The organism is Actinomadura sp. K4S16 (assembly GCF_008327685.1).
GTDB lineage: Bacteria > Actinomycetota > Actinomycetes > Streptosporangiales > Streptosporangiaceae > Spirillospora.
The window spans coordinates 45,766-71,198 of sequence record NZ_BDDE01000028.1; the positions used below are offsets into that span (position 1 = coordinate 45,766).

The window sequence follows — 25,433 nt, forward strand, 5'->3', positions numbered from 1 at the left end:
CGGTGCGCCCGCCCGCCACCCTCGCCGACCTGCCGGTGTACGCGATGAACCTGCCCCGGCGGACGGACCGGTGGGAGGCCCTCACCCGCCACATGGCGCTCCGGGGCCTCCCCGCACCGGTCCAGGTCCCCGCAGTGGACGGCCCCGCCGTCTTCACGCCCGCGGACCTCACCGGCTACCGCCGCGAGGTCGAGGCGGGCTTCGACGGCGACGCCGCCTGCTACGGCCAGGCCACCACGGCGCTCAACCTGCTCACGTCCCTCGCCGAGGACCCCCCGGACTGGACCCTGATCCTGGAGGACGACGCGGTCTTCCACGAAGACGTCCACGCCCGCTACGCCGAGTTCGCCGCCCTCGTCCCCGACGACGCCCTGGTGGTGCTGCTCGGCTGCGTCCACAAGAGCATCAACCGCCGCTACCGCCCCGCACCGGGCAAGCCGCACCGGTCCTCGGCCCCGGTCGAGGGGACCGGGGAGCGGTGCTGGCGGGCCGGGACCGTGTGGTGCTGCCACGCCTTCATGGCGTCCCGCGAGGCCGTGCCGCTCCTCCTGGAGGCCGCGAAGCCCCGCGCCATGTCGTTCGATCTGGCGTGGAACGCCGTCCACCACCTCGGCCGCACCTACCTGCCGAACCCGCACCTGGCCATCCAGCGGCCCGGCGACTGGTCCGACATCCAGAACACCCGGCGCGGAGACCGCCCCGAGCAGTTCGCCCCCCGCGCCCAGCCCCGCCGGAGGCGCCCATGAACGTCCCGCCCTCCCTGACCGGGATCCCGTGCTGGGCGATCAACCTCGACCGCAGGCCGGACCGCTGGCAGCGCCTCACCGCCCACCTGCAGGACCGGGGCCTCCCCGCCCCGGCCCGCTGGCGCGCCATCGACGGCAGCACCACCGTCACCGCCGAGGAGGCCGGCGCATTCCGCGCCACGGCCGCACCCTGCCGCGCCCACCCCGCACCCCGCCTCGCCACCGCCCGCACCTTCCTCGCCCTCACCGCCCACCTCCTCGACGACCCGCCCCCCTGGACCCTGGTCCTGGAGGACGACGCGGTCCTCCACGAACACGTCCACGCCCGCTACACGGAGTTCGCCGACGCCGCCCCCGACGACGCCCTCATGGTCCTCCTCGGCTGCACCCACCGCCGCAAGCCCCGCCCCGTCCAAGGCACCTGCTGGCGCGTCACCCGCGCCGTCGACGCCCACGCCTTCCTCGCGTCCGCCGACGCCCTCCCCCTGCTGCACGCCGCGGCCGCACCGCTCACCACCGACTACGACCAGGCGTGGAACGACGTCCACCGCCTCGGACACACCTACGCGCCCATGCCGCACCTGGCCATCCAGCGGCCCGACGACCACTCCGACCTGCTCGGCAGGCCCCGCCCGCTCCGCCGCAAGCACCTCGGCCTGGAGGCCACATGAACCTCGTCCTCAAGTCCAAGGCGCACTACACCGACGACGCCGCCGCGAAGGTCTGGGCGAACATCACCGACCACGTCACCAAGGACGAGGCCGAGGAAGCCGTCGAACGCGCCGCCGCCGAGGTCCTCGACGTGTGCGGCCGCTACCTGGACCGCGTCGTCTACGGCTGGTCCGGAGGCAAGGACAGCCGCGCGCTCCAGGTGGTCATGGAGCGGGCCGGAGTGCGCCGCTCGCTGCTCGGCACGATCCCCCGCATGGAGTTCAGGGGCTATCTCGACTGGGTCGCACAGGAAGCCCCTGAAGGGCTCACCGTTATCCCGAACGAGGACCTCGCCCTCGCCGATCTCGCGCACCCGGACCGCGACCGCTACCTGTTCCCCCGGACCTCCAGGGACGGCTACTGGTGGACCCTCAACGGCACCCGCCGCGCGCAGCTCGCCTACCAGCAGGAGCACCACCCGGCCCTCCAGATCTACGGGCGCCGCCGCCAGGACGGCAACCCCACCGGCAAGGACGGCCTCCAGCACTCCCGCAACGGCATCACCTCCTACAGCCCGATCCGGAACTGGCCGCACGAACTCGTCCTCGCGGTCGTCCACTACGCGGGCCTCACCCTGCCCCCCACCTACGGGTGGCCCCACGGCTGGACCGCCGGGACCGGCCCCTGGCCCGGCCGCCGCGTCGGCACCCGCGACGAGTCGTGGGCCGAGACGTGGGCGATCGAGCCCGACCGGGTCCTGGAGGCCGCCGAGCACATCCCGTCCGCCCGCGAATGGCTCGACCGCCAGGAGGCCGCACGATGAGCAAGATGGGGCAGCGGCAGTCCCTCGACCGCGTCACCGTCGACACCGACGTCTACACGCTCGCCTGCGAACGCACCGCCTACGTCCTCGACACCTTCGAGAAGGCGTTCGTCTGGTTCTCCGGCGGCAAGGACTCCACCGGGGTCCTGAACATCGCCCTGGAGGTGATCCACTCCGATCCCCGGTTCGAGCGGCACCTGCCGCTGCGCACGGTCTTCTACGACGAGGAGGCCATCCCCTACGAGACCGAGGAGTACGTGCGCCGCACCGCCCAGCGGCCCGACGTCGACCTGGAGTGGTACTGCCTCCCCGTCAAGCACCGCAACGCCTGCTCCCGCACCAGCCCCTACTGGTGGCCATGGGCGCCCGAAGCCGAGGAGAAGTGGTGCCGGCCGCTGCCCCCGGAGGCGATCACCACCCTCCCAGGCTTCCCGATCAACCCTCCGGAGGCCCGCCTCACCGCCCCCGACGCGAACGGCCTCTTCTGCCCCGGCCGCGGCAACACGGCCATGCTCATGGGAATCCGCGCCCAGGAGTCACCGGTCCGCCGCAAAGCCGTCACCCGCCGCAAGGTCGACAACTACATCATCGGCTACAACGGCCCCACCAGCCGCGGCAACGCCTGGAAGGTGTACCCCCTCTACGACTGGCGCACCGAGGACGTCTGGACGGCGGCCGCGCTCAACGGCTGGGACTACAACCGGGCCTACGACCGCATGGAGATGCTCGGCATCCCGCACTTCCAGCAGCGGTGCAGCCCCGCGTTCGGTGAGGAGCCCCTGACCAAGATCGGCATGTTCGCGGCGTGCTTCCCCGAGGTCTGGGAGAAGATGGCCGAACGCGTCCCCGGCATCGGCGCCGCCCACCGCTACGCCCTGACCGAGCTGTACGGCTACGGCTCCCGCCCCGCCAAGCCGGACGGCATCCCCTGGCCCGGCTTCATCGTCCACTACCTGCAGATGTTCCGGCCCGCCGAACAGGTCCACGTGAGCGGCCGCATCAACGAGACCATCCGCCGCCACTACAAGGTCACCACGCACCCGATCCTGCCCAAGTCCCGCCACCCGCAGACCGGCGTCTCCTGGGACTTCCTCCTCACGCTGGCGATGAGGGGCGACTTCAAAAAGCGCCGGCAGGAGATGAGCGCACTCGACCCCGACCAGAAGGCCCGCCAGTGGCGCGCCTACGCCTCCGAACTCGCCCGCGTCCTCGCCGCCGGGATCCCCCCCGAGGAACTCGGCCACCCCCGCGCCCTCCCCACCGACCCGCAGTCCGTGATCCCCGACGAGCACCGGGAGCCCCGATGACCGACGTCAGCAGCCAGCCCGTCTCCAACGTCGAATGGGTCGAGCGCGAGAAGCTGACCGCGAACTCCTGGAACCCCAACCGGCAGGCCCCGCCGGAGAGCCGCCTGCTCCGCGTCTCGATCCTGGAGAACGGCTGGACCCAGCCCATCGTGACCCGCCAGGAGCCCGGCGGCCTGGAGATCGTCGACGGCTACCACCGCTGGGTCTCCTCCGAGCACCGCGACCTCCAGGCGTTCACCGACGGCCTGGTCCCCGTCGTTGTCCTCCCGCCCACCGACCCCGCACTGGCCCGCCTCGCCACCATCCGCCACAACCGGGCCAGGGGCACGCACCACGTCCTCGGCATGGCCGACATCGTCGCCGAGCTCCTCCAGCTCGGCCTCACCCCCAAGGACCTCGGCACCCGGCTGGAGATGGACTCCGAGGAGGTCGAGCGCTTGGCCGACCGGGGCGACATGCTCAAGCGTGCCGGCCGCGACGGCTACAACAACGGCTGGACCGTCTGATGGGCACGCGGAAGCGCGACGGCGCCGCGTCTCCGGGGAGACAGGCGGCGCCGTCGCGCAGGGGCGGGCGGTCAGTAGCCGACGGCGGCGGCCTCCACCGTGTTGCCGATCGCGCGCTGCTCGGTGATGCACCAGCCGCAGATGGCGACGATCTCGCCGTCCACCATCGCCGAGGTGACGGCCTCGTTCGGGGGAGAGGCCGGGTAGTCCAGGTCGCGGTCCATCTCGGCGTTGCGCTCGCAGACCTCGCAGTTCGCCATCTCGGCCTCCAGGTTGGTGTTAGCTGCTCACGTCTCTAATTATGGCCTAATCGAGGGACAGATGCAAATCCGTGGCCACACCCGGCCACCCCAGGACACCGCCGGAAGGGACGCACCATGACCATCCCGCCCCTCCCCCCGGCGCGCCCGCCGAGCGCCCTCCACCTCCGCGTCCCCACCCGCATCCTCGACCGCCTCGAAACCGCCACCGAGCAGCACCTCACCGACACCATCACCACGGCCCGCACCCCCGCCGACCTCCGCAACACCACCGGCACCGTCACCGCCACGATCACCCGCGCAGCCCAGGCCGCCCACCGCATCGGCGCCCTCATCGCCCGCACCATCACCCCGCCGCCCCGCGACCCCGAGCTGCCCAACCTCATCCCCGACAGCCCCAGCCCCGCCGACACCCTCCGCCTCCTCCAGGACCTCGCCATCCCCGACGCCGTCACCCGCCTCCTCGACGACGCCGCCACCCGACTCGAACAGACCACCGCACCCGCCCGCGAACACCTCGAACGCACCGCCCGCCGCGTCTGGGGCTACGCCCTCACCACCATCCACACCGCCTCCAACCGGGGCGCCACCTGGTACGCCCGAGCCGCGGGCTACGACCTGCGCTGGCACACCCGCGAGGACGAGCGCGTCTGCCCCGTCTGCTCGCCCCTCAATGGCCGCACCGCCACCCCCGCCACCGCCTTCACCCTCCCGGCCGGCACCCGCACCTGGCCTGGCTTCACCGGCCTCCCGCCCGCGCACCCCCGCTGCCGCTGCTCCGTCACACCCGTCCGCCCCGCACCCCGCCCGAGAACCCCCAGCACCACCCACGGCACCACCCGGCCACCCGGCCGCCGCGCCCTCCTAGACCTGCTCAGACGCCGCAGGCGCCCGGCCACCGCATGACTCCGACGACGACCCCACCAGTTGCTATGTCCCGAAAGTTGGCCTATAATGGAGACATAACGAAACATCCACACACACCAGGGAGAACCCCATGGACGCCCACACCCTCTCCAACGCCATCTCCGCCATCGGCGCCGGAGGCTTCGCCGAGCTCACCCTCAAGAACGGCACCACCACCACCGGCCGGATCGTCTTCATCAACGCCATCTTCGACCGCTACGTGATCTTCCGCGCGAACGGCGCCGAAACCAAGATCCCCTACGAGGACATCGACACCGCCACCAAGATCGCCCCCATCACCGAGACCGCCTGACCCGGACCGGCCCACGCGCCAACCCACCACATGCCAACCCACCGCCCGCGAAGGAGGGGACCGGATGGGGACGTCCCAAGCGAAACGCGCCGAAGTCGCGGCCCGCCGCAACAAGGCGATCCAGCTCCGCCTGGCCGGAGTCGACTGGGACACCATCGCCGAGCAGCTCGGCTACCGGGGCGGACGCGGAGCCGCCTGCAAGGACGTCGCACGGGCCCTGCAGGAGCGCCGCGCCGACCTCGACAAGACCGCCGAGGAACTCCGCGCCGTCGAGGTCGCCCGCCTCGACCGCCTCCAGGCCGCCGCGTGGGGCCTCGCCGTCCAAGGCGAACCCGCCTCCCTGAACGCCGTGCTCCGCATCATCGACCGCCGCATCCGGCTCCTCGGCCTGGACGCCCCGCGCCGCACCGAGGTCACCGTCCAGCAGATCGACTCCAGGGACGCGGAACTGATCGAGATGATCAACGAGGCCCGCGCCGGAGGCGAACCCGGCCCCGGCGGCGGCTGATGGCGGCGGCCGCGCCCCCCGCCTTCACCGCGGCCGCCGACGCCGACACCTACCTGCGCGGCCCGGACGGCGAACCCCTCGTCGGCGAGACCTTCAGTCTGCGCGACCACCTGGCCCAGGTGCTCGCGGCCCTGCCCGCGTCCTGGCCAGCCGCCGACCGGGAGCTGGCCACCCCCGACGCCCGCCGCGTCGTCACCAGGTACGACCCGCTCCTGTTCGCCTACATCTACTGCCGCCACCTGCTCAAGGACGCCGAGGGCAACGTCACCTGGGCGGACACGCACCTGGAGTTCTGCCGCTACGCCCTCTCCTGGACCCGCCCCGCCGGCCTCCGCGAGCAGCGCCACGCCTTCGTCGCCCCCCGCGAGTCCGCCAAGTCCACGTGGCTGTTCAAGCTCCTGCCGCTCTGGGCCTCCGCCCACGGCCACATCGAGTTCATCGCCGCCTTCTCGTCCTCCGGCACACAGGCCCACACCCACCTCGCCGGATACCGGAACGAGATCGACAACAACCAGCTCCTCCGCACCGACTACCCGCTGCTCTGCTCACCCGGCCGCCGCCCGCGCGGAGCCGTCATCTCCGACTCCAGCGCGATGATGTACACCGCGTCCGGCTTCTCCTTCACCGCCCGCGGCCTGGACTCCTCGATCCTCGGCCTCGTCGACGTGCAGAACCGCCGCCCGCAGCTCCTCCTCCTCGACGACGTCGAGCCGGACGAGAGCAACTACTCGCTGTACCAGATGGGCAAACGCCGCACGACGATCATGGACACGATTTTGCCGATGAACGAGCGCGCCCACGTCGTCCTCGTCGGCACCGTCACCATGCCCGGCTCCGTCGTCCACCAGCTCGTCAAGACCGTCCTCGAACCCGACGCGGAAGAGCAGGCCGACTGGATCGCCGAGCAGAACTTCCAGTGCCACTACTTCCCGCCCCTCGCCCACCGCCCCGACGGCACCCGCCGCTCCATCTGGCCCGACAAATGGCCCGTCTCCTACCTGGAGGGCATCGAGCACACGCGGAGCTACCGAAAGAACTTCGCCAACGACCCCATGGCCCAGGACGGCGCCTACTGGAACGAGGACGACTTCACCTACAGCGATCCTCTCGCCACCACTCGTAAGATCTTGAGCGTGGACGGTGCCGTCACCGACGACAGGTCCAGTGACTACACCGGTCTCGCAGTCGTCTCCTACAGCCCCACCGCCAAGCGGTGCTGGGTGGAACGTGCCAGCATGGTCAAACTCCTCGCCGAGGACCTGCGCCGCTACGTCCTCACCTGGCTCGAAGACGACCCCGAGATCCGCGGCGTCCTGGTCGAGACCAACCAGGGCGGCAAGATGTGGCTCGCGACCTTCCACCACTGCCCCGTCCCGGTGAAGACCGTCCACCAGAAGGCCCCCAAGCACGTCCGCGCCGCCTGGTCCCTGTCCCACTACCAGCGCGGCAAGGTCCACCACGCCGCACGCCTCCGCGACGCCGAGCACCAGATGATCGCCTACCCGCGCGGCGAACACGACGACCTGGTCGACGCCATCGGAACCGGGGTCCTCCACTTCCTCGGCCGCCCAGCCCGCCGCAAGGCCGGAGTGCGCCTTGAGAGCCCCACCTGACCACCGCCCGGGTCCACACCCGGGCCACCACCCCGCACGCGAAAAGGGGGCAACCCCAGGTTGCCCCCCACCGGCCGCACAGGAGAGGCAGGCATGGCAGGCACCACCGACCTCACGACAGGGCTGGAGCAGCTCGACAAGGCCCGCGCCGACTACGACGAAGCCGAGGACTTCTACGAGGGCAACGTCGACGAGATCTTCACGACCGCCAAGGTCCGCCGCCTCCTCGCCAAGGCCCGCCTCGACAAGCTCCGCGACCTGAACTTCGCCAAGACCCCCGTCGACAAGGTCGTCTCCCGCCTCAAGATCACCGGCCTCACCGCCCTCACCCCCGCAGGCGACCCCGACGAGGAAGCCCAAGCCGACCTCGAGGCCACCTGGAGGCGCAACAACCTCGGCGTCACCCTCCACGACCTCATCCAGCACGTCTCCACCTACCGGGACGGCTACCTCTTCGTCTGGCCCTCCGACCCCGCCGACGACGAAGAGGCCGGCACCCCCGACACCACGGCCGGCACCGAAGACGCCTCCGCCGTCGACGTCCTCATCAACGACCCCCGCACCGTCACCGTCGTCTACTCGGAGGAGAACCCCGGCCACGCCCTCTACGCCGTCAAGAAGTGGTGCTCCGACCCCACCAAGGGCAGAGAGGTCCACCAGGCCCGCGTCTACTACCGCGACCGCATCGAGCGCTACCAGTCCGCCCCCGGCAGCAAGGGCGCCGACGCCGAGGACTGGACGAAGCAGGGCGACGACCTCGACAACCCCTACGGCAGACTCCCCGTCTTCCACCTCAACATCCCCCGCCCCGAGCACTACTGGGCGTACACGCCCCAACTGATCATCAACAAGATCGTGCTGATGCACCTGGCCACCGTCGACCACCTCTCCTTCAAACAGAGGTACGGCCTCCAGGACCCCCGCCTCGACGACATCTCCGGCGGCGCCGACTTCGACGAGGACCACCCCGACGACGACGACCCCGAGAACGAGGACAACGAGGTCCGCCTCCGCTCCGACCCCGGCGACTTCTGGCACCTCAAGGGCTACTCCGGCGTCGGCGAGTTCTCCGCCTCCGAACCCGGCAACTTCCTCGACCCCCTGAACTTCTACATCCGCTGCATGGCCCAGCTCACCGACACCCCCCTGCACTACTTCGACCCCACCGGGAACCTGCCGTCCGGCGAGTCCCTCAAGGTCGCCGACGCCCCCCTCACCGACAAGATCGACAACCGCAAGGAGCGCTACACCGCCCGGATCGAGGCCGCCGCCGAGTTCATCCTCCGCGTCCTCGGCCACGACGACGTCCGCGTGGTCGTCGACTGGGGCCCCTCCGGAACCGAGACCGAGACCCGCTCCTCCGTCGACCTCGAACTCGACCGCGCCAGCAAGGTCATCGCGATGCTCAACGAGCTCGCGGCCGCCGTGGTCGCCGAGATCATGACCCCGCAGGACGCCAAGGACATGATCAGCCGCCTCATGGACCTGGTCAGCGGAGACCAGGACGAGAAGAAAGGAATCGCCGCATGACCCCCCTACTGGACGACACCGGCCGGCCCGCGCTCGCCTCGGTCCGCTGGACGGCCACCCGCCAGGACGAGGACGGCCGCTGGTGGCACGCCTACACCGACGGAACCCGCCTCCCCGCCGTCCACGGCGCCGAGGGCGACGACGACGATGACGACGGCGGCAGCGGCGGCGGCAGCGGCGGCGGCAGCGGCGGCGGCGAGGACGACGAGGACGACGACGATGACGGCGGCGAGGACGACGACTACACCCCGCCGTCCCGAGAGGAATGGGAACGCGCCCAGCAGAAACTCAAGCGCGCCAACCGCGAGGCCGCCCGCCGCCGGAAGTGGCTCGACGACCACGGCATCGACCCCCACACCGGGCAGGCCCGGAAGGAGGACACCGGCGCCGACGACGACCAGGACGCCCCGAAGCCCAACGCGAAGAAGGCGGACACCGGCAAGGACGCCGACCCCGACGACGACACCGGCGGCTTCACCGAGGAGCAGGTGACCGCCCGCGTCCGCCGCGCCGTCGACCGCGCCACCGCCCGCACCGAACTGCGCTACAAGCTCCCCCTCGCCCGCTCCGCCGCCGAAGCCGCCCTCGCCCGCGCCAACTTCAACGGCAAGTCCCTGGACCGGGTCATGAAGCTCATCGACCTCGACGAGATCGACCTCGACGACGACGGCGAGATGATCGGCCTGGACGACCAGATCGAGCAGATCCGCGAGGACTTCCCCGAATGGTTCTCCCCGCGCCGCCGCCGCCGCGCCACCGACAACACCACCAGCGGCGGCGGGAACGGTGCCCGCGCCGGGACCAAGGACGTCGGCGGCGCGAACAAGAAGCCCGACAAGGACGACAAGGCGAAGACCTGGAAGGAGACCCTCGCCGAGCGCATGGGCAGTAGCTGACCGCCGGGCGGGCTCCGGGACACGACCCCGGAGCCCGCCCAGGTCATCGACCACCCGAGGGGCCGCGAGGTATCGTGACCGCGACGCGGACCCCTTGATCACGAAGGGGGGCCGCTGGCACGTCCGCGAGGATGACGGAGCGCCCGAGAGGGCAGGCGGGCCGAGAGGCCACCAGGAAGCCCGTGAGGGCACGCAAACCGTCCAGCGGGCAAGCCAGGAGGTCTCTCGTGTCCCGCATCCACGCATCCACGCGCCCGACGTGGGCCATCGACGACGACACCCCCGCCACCCGCACACTCCTCCTCGGCCTCCGCTCCGACGGAACCCCCGTCTACGCCTGGGCCGGCTCGGCACCCGCCGACATCGACGACTGGATCCCGATCGAGTACTCGTCGGATGTCTGGCAGCGGGTCATGCTGGAGTCCGCGATCCAGCGGTACGGTTCCCCGGTCCCGATGCGCTCCAAGACCAAGAGCGTCCCCCGGTCGGAGGGCCTCAAGGTCACCCCCGGCACCACCTACACCGACGACGACTCCGAGAACTCGAACTACATCCTCACCGCGCGCCGGTTCATCGCCCGCTTCACGGTCGACGAGGACGACCTCTCCGACGCCGAGAGCATCATCGACGTCATCACGTCCAAGGAGATGGACTGGGCGATCTCCTACTCGGACGTCTTCGACCACGCCTGCCTCGGCGTCACCGGGGCCGAGTCGAACACGCCCTCCGACCTGCGCCCCTTCACCAGCGTCTACAAGAGCCTCCGCACCGAGCAGTCGGCGAATCCGAACCTCGGCTACCCGGTCGACGACCACTACGTGGCCTGGAACGGCACGATCGGCATCGCCGCCGTCCCGGACGGCACCAGCCTGTACGAGAAGCTGTCGCAGACGTTCAAGAAGGTGGAGACCTCCAAGTACTGGAGTGAGGCCGACACCCGCGTCATCGCGCACCCCGGCTACCGGGACGCCCTCCGTCTCGCCACGGACGGCAACGGCTCCCCGATCTTCCGCGAGTCCGCGGGGGTCGACTCCTCCGGCCGCCCGTTCGACACCCTGTTCAACACGCAGATCGCCTGGTCCCGTGGAGCCCGCACCCACGCGACGAACACCGACACCCCGACCGGCAACGACCTGCTGTTCGTCGGGAACCGGCGCGCGCTCAAGGTCGGCATCCGCAACACCGCGCAGACGCTCTTCCAGCCCGCCCGCGCGCAGGACGACACCGACGACGCCGCCGTGAAGTTCCGGGTGCGCCGCGGCTTCCAGCTCGCGCACCCCCGTGCCTTCGCGGTCATGGAACGCGTCCCCGCCGCGCCCTGACGGACGCTGACGGCCGCTGACGGCCGCACTGGACGTCTGGCCAGGGGGGCGCCGACCGGGGGGCGGGGACCCCTGGCCAGACATGACCACACCAGCAGGCACCGACAGCGGGGGAGGGGGAATGGCGAACTGGGCCACCGTCGACGACGTCGACACCTACACCGGCGTGACGGTCGAGGAACCCGACCTCGTCCGCGCCGAACTCCTCGTCGGCCTCTTCGCCGACGCCGACCCGGAAGACACCGACGCCGCGATCTCGAAGAAGAACCTGCGGCTCCTCCGCGCCGCCGTCGCCTACCAGGCCGCCTGGATGCAGCACCACCCCGACGTCTTCCTCAACCTCGACGCCACCTCGATCAGCCAGGACGGCGTTTCGGTCGGCCACTCCCACGACAACGCAGGCATCCTCGCCCCGCTCGCGAAACGGTCCATCGACCGCCTCTCCTGGCGCCGCTCCCGCAGCCTCCGCACCCAGGACCAGCCACGCCGGTTCCCGAAGGATTCGGTGTTCTACGACGTCTTCGACCGGGGCTGGAGGGACCTGTGAGGTCCCGCGCCACGACCACGGTCAGCATCCTCCGCACCCCGCCCGGCACCGTCGACGCCTACGGCGACCCCGTCGACACCGACACCCCGATCGCGACCCGCATCCCCGCCTCGATCATCCTCCGCACCGTCCGCCAGTACCTCCCCGACGAGCACCGCACCACCACCGTCGAGACCCACACCGGCCGCCTCCGCGCCGACATCGACGTCCAGCCCGACGACCGCCTGAAAGACGAACGCACCGGAACGATCTACAGCATCGAGAACATCGCCCGCCCCCAGTCCTACGCGGGCCTCCCAGACCTCCACCTCGACCTCAAGCGAACCACCTGAACCCCCGGTCAACGGGGGGACCGACCCGACAGGTCCGCCGTCAAGGAGACCTCCAGTGCCCTACGTCCGCGTCACCATGACACCGGGCTGGCAGCGCCTCATCCGCCCCGCGCTCCGCCGCACCGAGAACGAGCTCGCCGAAGCCGTCGCACGCGACGCCCGCGGCCTCGTCGGCGTCGACTCCGGGGACCTCAAGCGCACCATCAAGGCACGCGGCAACCGCGTCTACGTCGGCACCTCCTACTGGCACCACCACGAGTACGGCACCCGCCCGCACCTGATCCTGCCCCGCCACAAGCAGGCGCTCTACTGGCCCGGAGCCCGGCACCCCGTCGCCCGCGTCCACCACCCCGGCACCGCCCCGAACCCCTTCCTGCGGACCGCGCTCCGCCGCCGCCGCAACCCCAGGGACCGGCGCTGATGGCCGAGCCCCCGAGCAGCGAGATCGTCGCCGTCGCCTGGCTCCGCACCCTGCCCGGCATCCCCCCGAACGGCGTCGCCACCACCCTCCCCGGCGACACCTCCACCTGGCACGACACCGGGTTCGTCACCGTCCACCTCACCGGAGGCGACCCCGGCCTCCACGTCCCGCAGCGCGCCCCGGTCCTGCAGCTCGACTGCTGGGCCGCCAACCCCAACAGCCAGAAGCCCCCCTGGGGCCGCGCCAACGCCCTCGCCGAACGCATCGTCGACGCCTGCCGCCCCGCACAGCAGCGCCGGCTCATGGGCCGGATCGCCCTCCCGGCCCCGTACCAGGACGCCCGCGTGCAGACCGCGAACGTCGAGACCGAGCCCCGCCGCGTCTACCCCGACGAGGCCCGCTTCGCCGACTACATGCTCGAACTCGCCCTCTACTGGGTCCCGGTGGCCGCATGACCGGCCAGCTGTACGGGCTGTGGGGCGAGCGCTCCGGCTGCCTCCTCACCTGGCGGGGCCGCGTCATCACCCACACGTCCCGCGCCGAGCTGGAGTACCTCTACCCGGACACCCGGATCGTCCCCGTCCCGCGCGGCATCCGCCCCGACGAGCACGTCCCCCTCCAGTACGTCCCCACCCGCCCATCAGGGAGGCCCGCATGACCCGCCACAAGGTCCGCACCACCATGAACCCGGCCGAGGAGATCGAGGTGTCGCAGCACGAGTACGACGACCTCTACCGCCAGGGCCTCATCGCCCCCGACAAGCCCGCCGACAAGCCCGCCGACAAGCCCGCGGACCCGTCGTCCGGGACGGGCGGCAGGAGCAAGCCCAAGACCGCCGAGCAGAGCAAGGAGTAGCCGACCATGCCGGTCACCGTCACCAACCTCATCCAGGGCCCCGCCGACCTGTACCGGGGCGACTTCGGCGCAGCCGAACCCACCGAAGCCGACATCAGCATGGACGTCGAGGACACCACCGTCGCCGCGAGCTGGACCGACCTCGGCGGCACCCAGGACGGCGTCACCCTCACCCTCGAACAGGAATACGCCGAGCTGGAAGTGGACCAGATCGTCGACGTCCCCGAGTCCCGCCTCACCAAGCGCGTCTTCACGATCAAGACGAACTTCGCCGAACCCACCCTGGAGAACTTCAAGGTCGCCGCCAACGGCGGCACCATCACCGCCGGGGCCACCAGCAAGAAGTACACCCCCGCCATGGACAACAGCGCCGTCTCACCCGACTACAGCGCGCTCCTGTTCGACGGCATCGCCCCCGCGAGCCTGCGCCGCCGCGTCATCGCCCGCAAGGTCCTCAACACCGCGGCGGTGGAGCAGCCCGCCCAGAAGGACGGTCAGACCCTGTTCCCCGTCGAACTCAAGGGCCACTACGTCTCCAAGAGCATCCCGCCGTTCGACTACACCGACGAGCTGCCCCCCGTCGCACCCTGACCCCCGCTCGCCTGTAGCGGCCCGTCAACGGCCGCCCCCACCCGCCAGGAGACCCCGTGTCGGTAGACGACATCGACCTCGCAGACATCCCCCGCATCCCCGAACCCACCGAACCGGCCAAGATCGAGATGGTCCCGCTCTTCGTGATGGGCGACGACGTCTACGAGATGCCGAAGAAGCCCCCCGCCGGCCTCGCCCTGGAGTACCTGGAGAAGCAGGTCGAGGACGGCCCCGACGCCGCCGCCATGTGGGTCATGGTCGAGGTCCTCGGCGAAGAGGTCTACACGATGCTCAAGGACCACCCGTCCCTCGACTTCGACCAGTTCAACGACATCTTCGAGCGCCTGGAGAAGAACCTCCTGGGGGGAAAGGGCCAGAAGGCGAACCGGGCCCAGCGTGGCGTACGCCGTCGGCCCGCCTCCAAGAAACCGCGTGGGTCCTGAACTACCTGGACGACCTGGAATCGGACTTCTCGGCGGTCCACCGGTGCGACGACATGTACGCGCTCCCCGCCGACCGGTTCTTCGCCTTCGCTGACCGACTGATCGCCTACAGAGGAGTGATCCGGATGCGCGCGGAAGAGGAGTCGCAGCGGCGGCAGCCCTCCGCGTCCACCGCCCGCAGCTCCGCCGCGCGCAGCTCCACCGCGCGCTCCGGCGGCGTCACCTACTACAGCGACATCGCGCAGAACCCCGACCTCGCCCAGTACTTCGGCCCCCGGCGCGACCAGCCCGCGCAGCCCCCCAAGGAAGGGGGCTGACATGGCCTTCCGCATCGCTGAGGGCTTCGTAGAGGTCACCTCACGGTTCCGCGAGGGTGCAATCCGCAGAGGGGCCCAGCAGACCGGCAGAAGGGCAGGACAAGCCTTCTCCCGTACGTTCGGCCGCGAAGCCGACAACGGGTTCGGCCGCACCCGCCGCGCCATGGAAGGCGCCTTCCGGTCCGCCGACCGGGTCGGCCGCCGCGCAGGGTCCTCCTTCGGCTCCGGCTTCACCCGGGACGCCCAGACCTGGTTCCGCGCCACCGGCCGCCTCCTCCGCTCCCACGCGCAGCGCAGCGGCGGCGACTCCGGCCGCGCGTTCGGCCGCGCCTTCTCCCGGTCCGCCGAAGCGGGCCTCGCCCGCACCCGCCGCGTCCTGTCCCGCATCTTCCGCCGAGCCGGGCGCGAATCCGGGGAAGGGGCCGGACGGGAGTTCGGCGAGGGCTTCTTCCGCGACTCCCAGGGCCGCCTACGCGACTCCCGCGGCCGCTTCACCCGCATGTTCCACGGCTCCGGCCGCGAGTCCGGCGGCGGCTTCGTGTCCGGGTTCCTCGGCATGTTCCGGTCCCAGTCGACCGGGATCCTGTCGACCTTCGGCGGCCTGTTCACCAAGGTCGGGGCCAAGGGCTGGCTCATCGTCGCCGGGGTCATCGCCGCGCTCGCCGCCCTCCCCGCGATCGGCGCGGCGGCCGGGACCACCCTCGCCTTCGCGTTCGGCGCGGGCATCGCCGGGATCGGCATCGCCGCCGCCGCCCAGTCCGAACGGGTGCAGTCGGCGTTCACGCGCCTCAAGGACCGCGTCGGCTCCAAGCTCAAGGAGATCGCGAAGCCGTTCGAGGGCACCCTCGTCGCGATCGCCGGTCAGCTCTCCGGCCTCTTCGACTCCCTGGCCCCCCACCTCGGCAAGGCGTTCAAGCTCCTGGCCCCCGTGGTCGAGCTGTTCGCCGGGCGGTTCCTCTCCTCGCTGAAGGTCTTCGGGCCGGTCGTCGACACCGCCTCGCAGGCCTTCGCCGCCCTCCTCGACCCGCTCGGCCGCGACATCGGCCCCGCCATGGACGGGCTCGCCGACGCCTTCAACGGCCTGTTCACCACCGTCCGGGACACCCCCGAACTCCAGGGGTTCTTCTCCGGGATGATCACGGGCCTCATCGGCACCGTCGCGAACCTGGTCCGGTTCGTGACGTGGCTGGCCAAGGCGTACGTGTGGTTCGGCGACCTCAAGGACGCGGCCCTCTCCAGCCCGATCGCCGAGCGACTCCGCGGCATCGGGTCCGCGATCGGCGGCGTCGCCGACACCGCGCGCCGGAGCGGCCCCCGGCTCCGGTCCATGTTCGCCGGGGTCACACCCGGATTCGACGGCATCGGCGCCAAGCTCCGCAGCCTCGGCGCGGCCATCACCGACCGGGTCTCCGACATCACCGGCAAGGTCCGCCGCCTCGTCGGCGCGATCGGCTCCACCTTCCGCGACTTCCGCGACAAGCACGCGAAGGAGTTCGAGCAGGCCGGCCAGAAGCTCCAGGAGGTCGGCCGCAAGATCGGTGAGGCCCTCGGGTCCGCCGTCGACCTGGTGACCGCCCTGGTCAACCGGATCGGCTCCGTCCTCGGCTTCGCCCTCGACCTGATCACCGGCGTCTGGGGCCGGTTCGGCGACGACATCATCAACACCGTCCAGACCGCGTTCAACACGGTCCTCGGGGTCCTCTCCGGCGCCCTCACCACGATCAAGGGCGTCATCGACGTCTTCGTCGGGATCCTCACCGGCGACTGGGGTCGCGCGTGGGACGGCGTCAAGGGGATCTTCTCCGGACTGTGGCAGGCGGTCCTCGCGATCCTCAAGGGTTCGCTCGGCCTCGCCGTCCAGGCCGTGAAGTCCGCGGTGTCGCTGATCATCTGGCCGTTCCAGTGGCTCTACGACAAGATCGTCGGGCACTCGATCATCCCGGACCTGGTGCTCGGCGTCCTCTCCTGGTTCCAGAAGCTCGCCGCCTGGGTGCTCGCCCCCGTCGCCGCGCTCCGCGACCGCACGGTCAACGCCTTCCAGCAGGCGAAGGCGTGGGTCCTCAACCACGTCAAGGCGCTCCGGGACGGCGCGGTCTCCCGGTTCACCAGCCTCCGCGACCGCGCCACCGCCCTCGCCACGAACGCACGCGACTGGGTGACCTCGCGGATCAGCAGCCTCCGCGACCTTGTGACGTCCCGGATCACCTCCCTCCGGGACCGGGCGGTGTCCCGGTTCACCTCCCTCCGGGACACCGCCACCTCCCGCATCTCGAACCTCCGGGACTGGGTGGTGTCCCGCGCGAGCTCGCTCCGCGACAAGGTCGTCTCGGCCTTCAACTCGCTGAAGGACCGGACGATCTCGGCGTTCGACCGCGCCGCCTCCGGTGTCCGGACCGTGTTCTCGAAGCTCCGCTCGGCAGCGTCCAGCCCGGTCCGGTTCGTGATCGACGTGGTGTACAACCAGGGCATCCGGGGCGTCTGGAACAAGATCGCGGACAAGGTGCCGGGCATCGGCTCCATCGGCCCCATGCGCGTCCCCAAGGGCTTCGCCAAGGGCGGCATCACCGACGTCCGGGACGGCGCCGCCCTCCCCGGCTACTCCCCGCGCGACGACCAGCTCGTCTACGCCCGCTCCGGGGAAGGCGTCATCGTCCCCGAAGCCGTCCGCGCTCTCGGCGCCGGGTTCATCCACACCGCGAACCGCCTCGGCAGCCGCGCCAGCGAACTCCTCGGCCTCCCCGCCTTCCGCAAGGGCGGCACGGTCCCCGGCTACCGCGACGGCGGTGTGATCGGCGCGGTCAGCGGCTTCCTCGGCAAGGCCAAGGGCGCCTTCGCCGGAGGGTTCGTCAAGGCCCTCACCGCCGCCCTGAACCCCATGGTGCGCTCCATCACCAGCCGCTTCGGGAACCGCAACGACTTCCCCGGCATCCCCGGCAAGATGATGGCCCACCTCACCGGCAAGATCATCGGGTTCATGCGGCGGTTCGCCTCCCAGCTCGAAGGCGGCGACGGCAAGAAGGTCGTCGACATCGCGGAGAAGTACGTCGGCCTGTCCGGGAACCCCAACAAGTTCACCCGCCGCATGGGCATGAACGGCCTCCCCTGGTGCGGGATGTTCGTGGACGGAGTGTTCGACGAGGCCGGCGCATCCAAGGCCCTCCGGGGCGTGGGCGGCCCCGCCGCCGTCTGGTCCTACCGCGCCCTGCCCTCGGTCTCCCAGAGCCAGAAGAAGGCCGGAGACCTCGGCCTCTACCGAGGCGACGCCGGGCACATCAACATCTACACCGGCAAGGGCTCCATCACCATCGGCGGCAACGAGTCCAACAGCGTCCGCAAGCAGTCCGGCTACATCGGCACCGCCTCCTCCATCCGGCGCCCGCACTTCGCCGAAGGCGGCATCGTCGACTTCCTCTGGCAGGACGACCGCGAAAGCGATCTCTTCCACACCCCGGACCGCACCCGCCACCTCCGCGCCATGGCCACCACCCCGCCATGGACCGGCACCCACGACATCGGCGGCCTCCTCCCGGACGGCGGCATCGCCGTCAACCAGTCCGGCACCGCCGAGGTCGTCCACACCCTCGACCAGCTCCGGGCCATCGTCGAGGCCGCCAAGGGCCAGCACATCACCTACGTGTTCGAGGCCGGGTCGATCGTCCTCGACGCCTCGACCATCAAGGACATCCGGGACCTCATCCGCATGATCGAGAACCTGCGGGCCACCGCCCGCCAGCACGGCGCGAAGGTGATCACACGATGACCACCCCCGACACCCCGCCCGCCACCGAGGACGCCGCCCAGGACGCCACCGAGCGGCTCCAGGCGGCCGCGGACGCACTCCCCGACACCGCCACCGACGAGGACCTCCGCCAGACGCTCGCCGCCGAGAAGGCCCGCATCGCCGCCGACGCCTGGAGCACCCACCCCGGCCGCAACGAGTACGGTCACCTCTCCATCACCCTCCCCGGCGGACGCGACATCACCATCGGCCACGTCGAAGCCGTCCAGCCCAGCGACGGCATCGCCTACATCGACGTCTGGACCGGCCCCCCGGCGGGCCCCCCGCAGTACCGCATCGTGAACCCGCCCCTGCTCGTCCCCGACCCCCACGGCGACATCACGATCACCGAAGCCAGAGGCCGGACCCGCCGCTACCGGTCGGACCCCATGGCCGCCATCGCCGACGCCATCACCGGGGGCGCCCGATGACCACCGTCATCCTCATCGCGGACGCCACGGACGGCACGATCAGCTCCCGCGACAACCACTACGTGGACCTCGTCGCCGGGTCCGGCCTCCAAGCCGTCACCGACCAGCCCACCGGCCAGATCGGCCAGGACCTGATCCAGCCGTACTTCTACGCCTACCAGACCGGCCTCGCCTTCACCCCCGCCGCCAGCACCGACACCACCGTCACCGCCGCTTACCTCCGCCTCTACCAGGCGGCGGTCGGCGGGACCGGCGTCGCCCGCAGCATCGAGATCGCCGAATACGACTGGGGCGGCGTCCTCGACACCGGCAACTGGAGGACCCCCGCACAACTGAAAAGCCTCGTCAACGGCGACGCCCTCGCCGCCGTCATCGACTCCGCCCACCTCGCCGGCATCGGGCAGCTCCGCGCCGGCCTCGAACCCGGCCACCTCCCCGACGCCACCTCGGCCACCACGCGCCGCTACATCCTCTACACCAGCCGGTTCCGCACCCAGCAGGTCCCGTCAGGCCCCGAGCTGCACACCGTCCGCCTGACCGAGTTCTCCGGCACCAGCCAGGACCCCGCCCTCCTCCTGGCCCACACCACCAAGCACATCACCGACACCAACCACGGCGGCCACGTCCAGCTCTCCGACGGAACCCACGCCTACCTCCGCCAAGGCGCCACCGCCCCCGCCACCGCCAGCATCGCCGTCGTCCACCACAACGGCACCACCGCCACCACCGTGTTCAGCGACCCGCTCTCAGCGGGCCGCCAAGGCGCCCAGATCTACACCCTCTGCGCTGACGGCTCGGACAACCTCTACATCCTCAACGGCAACAACGACCTCCCCAACATCCTCCGCGTCCGGGGCTTCACGAAGGGGGCAGGTCACAACTGGACCGCAGGCCCCGTCCGAGACATCCCCCTGGCCACCTACGAGGGCGAGGTCAACAACGTCGCCGCCGCCTGGCACACCTCCGGCTCCGGCGGCACGATCCTCGCCGTCGTCGCCCACAACGCGGGCCGCAACACCGGCACCCAGACCGGCTACGCCCTCATCAACCCGGTCTGGGTCCGCACCGGCTCCGGGACCGCACTCCGCGGCTCCGGCAACGCCGAAGGCGTCCTCATCGACAACCCCGCCCCGGACGGCGGCATCCACAACTACGTCAACGAGACCGGCACGCTCCTCGATGTCGCCGCCGCCCCCTCCTCCAGCCGCGGCTACATCACCTGCACCACGAAACAGCAGGTCCTCGGCGACCCCGGAGCCCAGTCGTTCGCCCGCTACGAACTCAACGCCTCCGGGACCGGGTTCGCCTCGGTCGCCCGCCTCCGCGACACCTCCGGCGCCTTCTCCACCAAGGACGCCGACGCCAAGTCCCGCGTCATCGGCATCGACGACTCCCGCTTCGTCACCGTCAACGCCGACGCCACGAGCGGCCGCGGCATCACCGTCGTCCACCGGCAGAGCCTCGGCTCCGGCTCCATCACCGAACTGGCCCGGGTCACCCTCGGCACCGAGAGCCTCACCGCCATGCCCGACCCCTCCGTGCTCGCCACCAGCCCCGCCTGGGACGCCGTCTACAACCCCGTCGACAACCGGGTCTGGATCTACTACATCGACGCCGCGAACCCGAACCGCCTCATGCGGACCCCGGTCTCCCTCACCACCGGGCAGGCCGGCCGCAGCGAGGTCCAGGTGAACGCCGCCGTCGGCGCGGCAGGGTCCACCAACCGCGCCGTCCGCGTCCACCGGGGCAGGACCGCCGGAAGCCAGGTCGTCATCGGCGTCTCCAACCGGACGTCCGGCGGCGCCCACTCCCTCATCGCCGTCACGGACCGCCTGAACGCCCTGCCCACCCAGCCCATCCCGACCCCGAGGGCGAACTTCGATGCCACCGCCCCCACCCCGTTCGAATGGATGTTCACCGACCCGGACCCCGCCGACGCGCAGTCCGCCTTCCAGGTCGAGATCTACGACACCGCCACCGGGGCCCTCGCCCACGACTCCACGAAGACCACCAGCGCCACGCAGTCCTACACGCTGCCCGCCTCCACCCTCGCGAACGGCGGCACGTACCGGTGGCGGGTCCGCACCTGGGACGGCCAGGACGAGGAATCGCCCTGGACCGGCTACGGCACGTTCGCCACGTCCGCCTCCGGGTCGGTCACCATCACCGCGCCGGCCACCGACAACGACCCGGCCGTCATCACCTCCGACGTCCTCGTCACCTGGACGGTCACCGGCACCACCCAGGCCGCCTACCAGGTCGTCGTGCGCCGCACCGACACCCTCGCGGTCCTCCTCGACACCGGCTGGGTCGACTCCACCGCCACCAGCCACCTCGTGACCGGCATGGCCGCCGGGACCGAGTACCTGGTGCGGGTCACCGTCCGGAACGCTGCCCAGGTCGCCTCCAACACCGCCGAGCGCCTGATCACCCCGAACTACGCCTCCCCCGAGGTCCCCACGGTCGCCGTCGAGGCCTTCGACGACGGCGGCTACATCCTCGTCACCGTCACGAACCCCGCCCCGCAGGGCGACCGCCCCAACCCCTCCAGCAACCAGATCTTCCGCCGCCGCGCAGGCTCCGGCACCGAGTGGCTGCTGATCGCCGAGGTCGAGCCCGGCGCCACCTTCCGCGACTACACCGCCCCCTCCGGGACCGAGGTCGAGTACATGGCACGCGCCGGAGTCCTCGCATGACCACCACCTACAGCACGTACGCGTTCTTCAGCGACTCCAGCCCCGCCGCGGCGACCCTCGCCCTGGAAGGCGTCTGGATCCACGACCCCACCGACGCCGCCGGCAGCGTCGCCCAGTTCCGCTTCGGCAAGGACGCCCGCAGCACGAAGATCGACACAGGGGGGACGGCCATGGTGTTCGCGGGCCGCCGCTACCCGGTCATCGACTACGGCGAGCACCAGGACGACCAGTACGCGGTCAGCGTCCAGGTCCCGCACGGCCCCGACTACCGGACCGGCCTGGAGACCCTCCGCGCCTTCGCCGAGTCCCGGACCACCCTCGTCTACCGCGACAACCGGGGCCGAGACGCCTACGGTGTGATCACCGAGTACGCCGAAGGGGACCAGTCCTGGGGGAGCGAGGTCACCTTCTCGTTCACCCGCGTCGACGTCGAGCAGGTGACCGCCTGATGCAGTCCCTCGACATCCCCAAGGGCCCCGCGAACACCGGCGGCTACACCGCCGAGCAGGTGCTCCGCGCCCTCCGGGGCGTCGACGGCTCCCGCCTCCTCACCTTCCGCTACGAACTCCTCGACTCCACCAACACCAAGATCGGCGACCTGGACAACGTCCTGGACTGCACGATCTCCCAGAACTGGCTCGCCGACATCAAGCGGACCGCGAAGTTCACCCTCCGCGCGGACGGCCAGATCGACTTCCTCTCCCAGCGGATCAAACCCTGGGTCCGGCTCGCCATGCCCCCGACCGAGGTACCCCTGCCGTTCACGATCCGGCCCGCCTGGACGAACCGGTTCAACGGCACCCCCGGCGCCGAGATCACCACCGCGAACTCCGGCGGCAGCGGCGACAACCTCGCCAGCGTCACCGGCACCGTCACCTACGACAGCGCCTGGTCCACGGACGGCCAGCAGTCCGCGCTCCTCGGCGGCACCGACACGAACGGCGACCCGGTCGAGGGCGCCTTCACCCTCACCGTCGCACCCGCCCGGTCCGAGTGGGCGCTCCGCACCTACCTGAACGTCCCGTCCGGGGCGCGGCTGACGATCGCCCCGGACGGCCTCACCCCCGACCCCGCGACCCACATCGTGATCGACGACGTGGGCGGCGAGTACCGGCTCGGCGCAGTGGACATCGCCGCCCACCAGACCCACGTGATCGGCCAGCCGGTCCGCCTGGAGATCGAGAACGACGGCACCACCGCCGCCTACCGGCTGTACTGGGCCAACCCCTACGGCGACACCCCGGACTTCACCGGGTCGGAGCCCAGCACGGGGCGGGAACCGGTGGAGACCGTCACGGTCACCGGCACCGGCACCGGCTCCACCCCGCCCGAGACCGGCCACGTGGCCAGGCTAGGCGCCAGCACCGTGGAAACCTCCTCCACCACGGGGAGCATCACGGTCGGCTCCGCCGTCCCGGCCGGGGAGACCGTGATCGGCGCGGTCGCCTGGACCAACGACGTCACCAGCCCGCCCACCGTCACCGCCGCCACCGACAGCCGCGGCAACTCCTACACGGTCGACGTGGCGGCCGGCACCGGGAACACCACCGTCTCCGAGGCCATCCTCCGGGGCACCATCGTCACCCCGTTGCAGGCGGGCGACACCATCACCGTCACGATCTCGGCGGCCCGGATCCGCTGGTGCCTCACCTTCGACCACTTCAGCCACCAGCTCGACGCCGCCGACCCCCTCGACCAGACCGCCGCCAACCACAACCCCGGCTCGGCCACCGCCCTGACCACCGGCACCACCCCCGCCACGAGCCAGCCCGACGAGCTGCTCTACGCCGCCTTCGGCTTCGGCGTCGGCAGGACCATCGGCATCCCCGCAGGGTGGACCGGCGGGCCCGTCGTCGAGACCGCGCAGGCCTCCGCGAACCGCGCCCTCCAGGCCATCCACCGCACCGTCTCGGCGACCGGCGCGCAGCAGGGCACCCTGACCATCGACCCCGCCGGGGTCTACTCGGCCTGCATCGCCACCTACGCCATCGCCGCCCCGCCCGCCGTCCCCGTCCAGCCGCCCGCCGTCGACAGCCTGACCATCGGCGACCGGGGCCCCAAGACCGAGGTGATCACCGGGGGTTACGTGGAGTGGCCGCAGGGCGTGTTCCTGCTCTCCACCCCCAGCCGCTCGGTAGACGCCTCCGACGTCGTCACTCGCGCCGTCGACGGCTACGACCAGTTGCAGATCTTCATCGACGACGTCGTCCCGGACCGCTACACCGCCGCCGCCGGGGCCGCCTACACCACGGTGGTGTCGAGCCTGCTCGGCTCGGTCGCCAAACAGGTCACGCCGTCGTCGGCGGTGCTCCCGGTCGCCAAGGAATGGGAGCCCGGCACCACCAAGCTCGCGATCATCAACGAGCTGCTGTCCGCGATCAACTACGACTCCCTGTCGTTCGACGAGGACGGGGTCGCCCTCGTGCGGCCGTACGTGTCCCCCCAGGACCGGCCCGCCGAGTACACCTACGCCGACGACGCGGTCTCGGTCATGAACCCGGAGGTGGAGCAGGAGCTCGACCTGTTCTCGGTGCCGAACCGGTGGGTCCTCGTGGTCTCCGACCCGGACAGGGCCGCCCTGTCCGCCGTCTACACGAACTCGGACCCGGCGTCGCCGACGTCCACGGTCCGGCGGCAGCGGGTCATCACCGACTTCCGCCAGGAGGAGGACGCCGCCGACCAGGCGACCCTGGCCGCCCGCGCGGCGCGGCTCGCGTTCGAGGCGTCCCAGGTGTTCGAGACGATCAGCTTCACCACGGCGCTCATGCCGGTCCACTCCGGCAACGACGTCTACAAGATCCTGTACGGGCCGCTGGCCGTGAACGCCAAGTACGCCGAGCACACGTGGGAGATGGAACTCAAGGCCGGCACCCAGATGCGGCACCAGGCCCGCCGCGTCGTGAGCATCTCCAACCCGTAGAAGGGGCCCCCGGATGGACGCGCTCTCGTTCCTCGCGGACGTCACCGGCTACGCGCAGGCGCAGGCGGAACCGTCCTCGGCGAACCGGCCGGTCAAGCTCGCCACCGTCGACCCCGCCTACGACCCGGCCAGCTACGCCACCGGCACCCTCCCCCGCGTGACGTTCGACGGCGAGGCCACCATGTCCGGGAAGCTGTACCCGGTCATGGCGCCCTACCAGCCGCGCCCGGCGGACCGGGTCGTCCTGGTCCCGGTCGGCAACACCTACCTGATCATCGGCGCGATCAGGACGGGCTCCAGCATGGGTCTGGTCCAGGACTGGACCGCCCCCACCCTCGCAGCCGGATACACCCACAACGCCAACGAGAACGGCACCCTGCAATTCCGGGTGCTCGACTCCTACGGGACCAGGATGGTCGAGTGGCGCGGCGCGGTGAACCGGGGCTCCGGGAGCGTGATCACCACCGTCCCCGCCATAGCGCGCCCCAGTGTCCGCCGCACGGTCCTCGCCCCGAGGAACGCGGCCATCACCAACGACGTGAAGATCGACTTCAACACGGACGGCACCGCGGCCGTGTTCGGCGAGACCACCGACAGCGCGCCTCTCCCCACCTGGATCGCGCTCAACGGGGTCAGCTACTTCCTGTAGCGGCGGCTTCGGGCAACACGCCGCAGCCTCACCGGCACCCGCCCGGGAGATCAGGCACACTGGCCACGGGTT

The 25,433-nt window shown here is 71.1% G+C and carries 28 protein-coding genes; 27 read left to right on the forward strand and 1 reads right to left on the reverse strand.

The genetic code is table 11. The annotated features are described in order from the left end of the window. The first annotated feature begins 2 nt into the window (after nt 1–2). Genes K4S16_RS39720 through K4S16_RS39740 form a run of 5 tightly spaced genes read left to right on the forward strand, consistent with a single transcriptional unit; the run spans nt 3 to nt 4,033 of the window. Nucleotides 3–746 (forward strand): hypothetical protein, encoded by a 744-nt coding sequence (locus K4S16_RS39720; protein ID WP_149264277.1) that lies wholly within the window; start codon nt 3–5, stop codon nt 744–746. Next, nucleotides 743–1,417 (forward strand): hypothetical protein, encoded by a 675-nt coding sequence (locus K4S16_RS44725; RefSeq protein ID WP_160161182.1) that lies wholly within the window; start codon nt 743–745, stop codon nt 1,415–1,417. The genes K4S16_RS39720 and K4S16_RS44725 overlap by 4 nt, the downstream gene beginning before the upstream one ends. After that, nucleotides 1,414–2,220, forward strand: a complete 807-nt coding sequence (locus tag K4S16_RS39730; RefSeq protein WP_149264278.1) for a hypothetical protein — start codon at nt 1,414–1,416, stop codon at nt 2,218–2,220. The genes K4S16_RS44725 and K4S16_RS39730 overlap by 4 nt, the downstream gene beginning before the upstream one ends. Further along, nucleotides 2,217–3,527: a phosphoadenosine phosphosulfate reductase family protein gene (locus tag K4S16_RS39735; protein WP_160161183.1), complete on the forward strand. Its 1,311-nt coding sequence runs from the start codon at nt 2,217–2,219 to the stop codon at nt 3,525–3,527. The genes K4S16_RS39730 and K4S16_RS39735 overlap by 4 nt, the downstream gene beginning before the upstream one ends. Further along, the gene (locus K4S16_RS39740; protein ID WP_149264280.1) at nt 3,524–4,033 is read left to right on the forward strand and encodes a ParB N-terminal domain-containing protein; all 510 of its coding nucleotides are present in this window, start codon (nt 3,524–3,526) and stop codon (nt 4,031–4,033) included. Before K4S16_RS39735 ends, K4S16_RS39740 begins: the two co-directional genes overlap by 4 nt. A gap of 71 nt (nt 4,034–4,104) precedes the next feature. Here the strand turns inward: K4S16_RS39740 and K4S16_RS39745 are convergent, their stop codons facing one another. Next, entirely contained in the window at nt 4,105–4,293 is a 189-nt protein-coding gene (locus K4S16_RS39745) for a hypothetical protein (RefSeq protein WP_149264281.1), read from the reverse strand. A gap of 117 nt (nt 4,294–4,410) precedes the next feature. Here K4S16_RS39745 and K4S16_RS46640 point away from each other — a divergent pair, with 117 nt between their 5' ends. The 22 genes from K4S16_RS46640 (at nt 4,411) to K4S16_RS39850 (ending at nt 25,361) form a co-directional block, all read left to right on the forward strand. Next, nucleotides 4,411–5,199 carry a phage minor head protein gene (locus K4S16_RS46640; RefSeq protein WP_149264282.1) on the forward strand — a complete coding sequence of 263 codons (789 nt, stop codon included), beginning with the start codon at nt 4,411–4,413 and terminating at the stop codon, nt 5,197–5,199. A 91-nt stretch (nt 5,200–5,290) separates the two neighbouring features. Next, a complete protein-coding gene (locus K4S16_RS39755; protein ID WP_149264283.1) occupies nt 5,291–5,512 on the forward strand; it encodes a hypothetical protein in 222 nt (73 codons plus the stop codon). Nucleotides 5,513–5,576: 64 nt separating this feature from the next. Next, nucleotides 5,577–6,020: a hypothetical protein gene (locus K4S16_RS39760; protein ID WP_149264284.1), complete on the forward strand. Its 444-nt coding sequence runs from the start codon at nt 5,577–5,579 to the stop codon at nt 6,018–6,020. Next, a complete protein-coding gene (locus K4S16_RS39765) occupies nt 6,020–7,633 on the forward strand; it encodes a hypothetical protein (RefSeq protein ID WP_149264285.1) in 1,614 nt (537 codons plus the stop codon). Before K4S16_RS39760 ends, K4S16_RS39765 begins: the two co-directional genes overlap by 1 nt. A gap of 93 nt (nt 7,634–7,726) precedes the next feature. Further along, entirely contained in the window at nt 7,727–9,163 is a 1,437-nt protein-coding gene (locus tag K4S16_RS39770) for a phage portal protein (protein WP_149264286.1), read from the forward strand. Further along, nucleotides 9,160–10,059, forward strand: coding sequence for a phage scaffolding protein (locus K4S16_RS39775; protein WP_149264287.1), 900 nt, complete (start codon nt 9,160–9,162; stop codon nt 10,057–10,059). Before K4S16_RS39770 ends, K4S16_RS39775 begins: the two co-directional genes overlap by 4 nt. A 227-nt stretch (nt 10,060–10,286) precedes the next feature. Next, entirely contained in the window at nt 10,287–11,381 is a 1,095-nt protein-coding gene (locus K4S16_RS39780) for a phage major capsid protein (protein ID WP_160161184.1), read from the forward strand. Nucleotides 11,382–11,502: 121 nt separating this feature from the next. Then, nucleotides 11,503–11,928 carry a hypothetical protein gene (locus K4S16_RS39785; protein WP_149264289.1) on the forward strand — a complete coding sequence of 142 codons (426 nt, stop codon included), beginning with the start codon at nt 11,503–11,505 and terminating at the stop codon, nt 11,926–11,928. Beyond that, nucleotides 11,925–12,260, forward strand: coding sequence for a head-tail adaptor protein (locus K4S16_RS39790; RefSeq protein ID WP_149264290.1), 336 nt, complete (start codon nt 11,925–11,927; stop codon nt 12,258–12,260). The genes K4S16_RS39785 and K4S16_RS39790 overlap by 4 nt, the downstream gene beginning before the upstream one ends. A 55-nt stretch (nt 12,261–12,315) precedes the next feature. Continuing rightward, the gene (locus tag K4S16_RS39795) at nt 12,316–12,681 is read left to right on the forward strand and encodes an HK97 gp10 family phage protein (protein WP_149264291.1); all 366 of its coding nucleotides are present in this window, start codon (nt 12,316–12,318) and stop codon (nt 12,679–12,681) included. Further along, nucleotides 12,681–13,136, forward strand: coding sequence for a hypothetical protein (locus tag K4S16_RS39800; RefSeq protein ID WP_149264292.1), 456 nt, complete (start codon nt 12,681–12,683; stop codon nt 13,134–13,136). Before K4S16_RS39795 ends, K4S16_RS39800 begins: the two co-directional genes overlap by 1 nt. Then, nucleotides 13,133–13,339 carry a hypothetical protein gene (locus tag K4S16_RS39805; protein WP_149264293.1) on the forward strand — a complete coding sequence of 69 codons (207 nt, stop codon included), beginning with the start codon at nt 13,133–13,135 and terminating at the stop codon, nt 13,337–13,339. Before K4S16_RS39800 ends, K4S16_RS39805 begins: the two co-directional genes overlap by 4 nt. Next, on the forward strand, nt 13,336–13,536 hold the full coding sequence (locus K4S16_RS39810) for a hypothetical protein (RefSeq protein WP_149264294.1): 201 nt from the start codon (nt 13,336–13,338) through the stop codon (nt 13,534–13,536). The genes K4S16_RS39805 and K4S16_RS39810 overlap by 4 nt, the downstream gene beginning before the upstream one ends. 6 nt (nt 13,537–13,542) lie before the next feature. Next, a complete protein-coding gene (locus K4S16_RS39815) occupies nt 13,543–14,127 on the forward strand; it encodes a hypothetical protein (RefSeq protein WP_149264295.1) in 585 nt (194 codons plus the stop codon). 56 nt (nt 14,128–14,183) lie between these two features. Continuing rightward, the gene (locus K4S16_RS39820; protein WP_149264296.1) at nt 14,184–14,570 is read left to right on the forward strand and encodes a hypothetical protein; all 387 of its coding nucleotides are present in this window, start codon (nt 14,184–14,186) and stop codon (nt 14,568–14,570) included. A 53-nt stretch (nt 14,571–14,623) separates the two neighbouring features. Continuing rightward, nucleotides 14,624–14,887, forward strand: coding sequence for a hypothetical protein (locus K4S16_RS39825; protein WP_149264297.1), 264 nt, complete (start codon nt 14,624–14,626; stop codon nt 14,885–14,887). A gap of 163 nt (nt 14,888–15,050) precedes the next feature. Beyond that, a complete protein-coding gene (locus K4S16_RS44730) occupies nt 15,051–18,647 on the forward strand; it encodes a hypothetical protein (RefSeq protein ID WP_160161185.1) in 3,597 nt (1,198 codons plus the stop codon). Further along, nucleotides 18,644–19,096, forward strand: coding sequence for a hypothetical protein (locus K4S16_RS39835; protein WP_149264299.1), 453 nt, complete (start codon nt 18,644–18,646; stop codon nt 19,094–19,096). Before K4S16_RS44730 ends, K4S16_RS39835 begins: the two co-directional genes overlap by 4 nt. Further along, complete coding sequence (locus tag K4S16_RS44735) at nt 19,093–21,792, forward strand: hypothetical protein (protein WP_160161186.1); 2,700 nt, start codon at nt 19,093–19,095, stop codon at nt 21,790–21,792. Before K4S16_RS39835 ends, K4S16_RS44735 begins: the two co-directional genes overlap by 4 nt. Continuing rightward, nucleotides 21,789–22,241: a hypothetical protein gene (locus K4S16_RS39840; RefSeq protein WP_149264300.1), complete on the forward strand. Its 453-nt coding sequence runs from the start codon at nt 21,789–21,791 to the stop codon at nt 22,239–22,241. The genes K4S16_RS44735 and K4S16_RS39840 overlap by 4 nt, the downstream gene beginning before the upstream one ends. Next, nucleotides 22,241–24,712, forward strand: a complete 2,472-nt coding sequence (locus tag K4S16_RS39845) for a hypothetical protein (RefSeq protein ID WP_149264301.1) — start codon at nt 22,241–22,243, stop codon at nt 24,710–24,712. Before K4S16_RS39840 ends, K4S16_RS39845 begins: the two co-directional genes overlap by 1 nt. 13 nt (nt 24,713–24,725) lie before the next feature. After that, nucleotides 24,726–25,361, forward strand: coding sequence for a hypothetical protein (locus K4S16_RS39850; protein WP_149264302.1), 636 nt, complete (start codon nt 24,726–24,728; stop codon nt 25,359–25,361). The last annotated feature ends 72 nt before the right edge of the window (nt 25,362–25,433 follow it).

Bases quoted from the DNA above. Each gene is read 5' to 3' on its own strand.
- K4S16_RS44725 (WP_160161182.1), top strand. From the start codon at position 743: ATGAACGTCCCGCCCTCCCTGACCGGGATCCCGTGCTGGGCGATCAAC.
- K4S16_RS39730 (WP_149264278.1), top strand. From the start codon at position 1,414: ATGAACCTCGTCCTCAAGTCCAAGGCGCACTACACCGACGACGCCGCC.
- K4S16_RS39735 (WP_160161183.1), top strand. From the start codon at position 2,217: ATGAGCAAGATGGGGCAGCGGCAGTCCCTCGACCGCGTCACCGTCGAC.
- K4S16_RS39740 (WP_149264280.1), top strand. From the start codon at position 3,524: ATGACCGACGTCAGCAGCCAGCCCGTCTCCAACGTCGAATGGGTCGAG.
- K4S16_RS39745 (WP_149264281.1), bottom strand. From the start codon at position 4,293: ATGGCGAACTGCGAGGTCTGCGAGCGCAACGCCGAGATGGACCGCGAC.
- K4S16_RS46640 (WP_149264282.1), top strand. From the start codon at position 4,411: ATGACCATCCCGCCCCTCCCCCCGGCGCGCCCGCCGAGCGCCCTCCAC.
- K4S16_RS39755 (WP_149264283.1), top strand. From the start codon at position 5,291: ATGGACGCCCACACCCTCTCCAACGCCATCTCCGCCATCGGCGCCGGA.
- K4S16_RS39760 (WP_149264284.1), top strand. From the start codon at position 5,577: ATGGGGACGTCCCAAGCGAAACGCGCCGAAGTCGCGGCCCGCCGCAAC.
- K4S16_RS39765 (WP_149264285.1), top strand. From the start codon at position 6,020: ATGGCGGCGGCCGCGCCCCCCGCCTTCACCGCGGCCGCCGACGCCGAC.
- K4S16_RS39770 (WP_149264286.1), top strand. From the start codon at position 7,727: ATGGCAGGCACCACCGACCTCACGACAGGGCTGGAGCAGCTCGACAAG.
- K4S16_RS39775 (WP_149264287.1), top strand. From the start codon at position 9,160: ATGACCCCCCTACTGGACGACACCGGCCGGCCCGCGCTCGCCTCGGTC.
- K4S16_RS39785 (WP_149264289.1), top strand. From the start codon at position 11,503: ATGGCGAACTGGGCCACCGTCGACGACGTCGACACCTACACCGGCGTG.
- K4S16_RS39800 (WP_149264292.1), top strand. From the start codon at position 12,681: ATGGCCGAGCCCCCGAGCAGCGAGATCGTCGCCGTCGCCTGGCTCCGC.
- K4S16_RS39805 (WP_149264293.1), top strand. From the start codon at position 13,133: ATGACCGGCCAGCTGTACGGGCTGTGGGGCGAGCGCTCCGGCTGCCTC.
- K4S16_RS39810 (WP_149264294.1), top strand. From the start codon at position 13,336: ATGACCCGCCACAAGGTCCGCACCACCATGAACCCGGCCGAGGAGATC.
- K4S16_RS39815 (WP_149264295.1), top strand. From the start codon at position 13,543: ATGCCGGTCACCGTCACCAACCTCATCCAGGGCCCCGCCGACCTGTAC.
- K4S16_RS39825 (WP_149264297.1), top strand. From the start codon at position 14,624: ATGTACGCGCTCCCCGCCGACCGGTTCTTCGCCTTCGCTGACCGACTG.
- K4S16_RS44730 (WP_160161185.1), top strand. From the start codon at position 15,051: ATGGAAGGCGCCTTCCGGTCCGCCGACCGGGTCGGCCGCCGCGCAGGG.
- K4S16_RS39835 (WP_149264299.1), top strand. From the start codon at position 18,644: ATGACCACCCCCGACACCCCGCCCGCCACCGAGGACGCCGCCCAGGAC.
- K4S16_RS44735 (WP_160161186.1), top strand. From the start codon at position 19,093: ATGACCACCGTCATCCTCATCGCGGACGCCACGGACGGCACGATCAGC.
- K4S16_RS39840 (WP_149264300.1), top strand. From the start codon at position 21,789: ATGACCACCACCTACAGCACGTACGCGTTCTTCAGCGACTCCAGCCCC.
- K4S16_RS39845 (WP_149264301.1), top strand. From the start codon at position 22,241: ATGCAGTCCCTCGACATCCCCAAGGGCCCCGCGAACACCGGCGGCTAC.
- K4S16_RS39850 (WP_149264302.1), top strand. From the start codon at position 24,726: ATGGACGCGCTCTCGTTCCTCGCGGACGTCACCGGCTACGCGCAGGCG.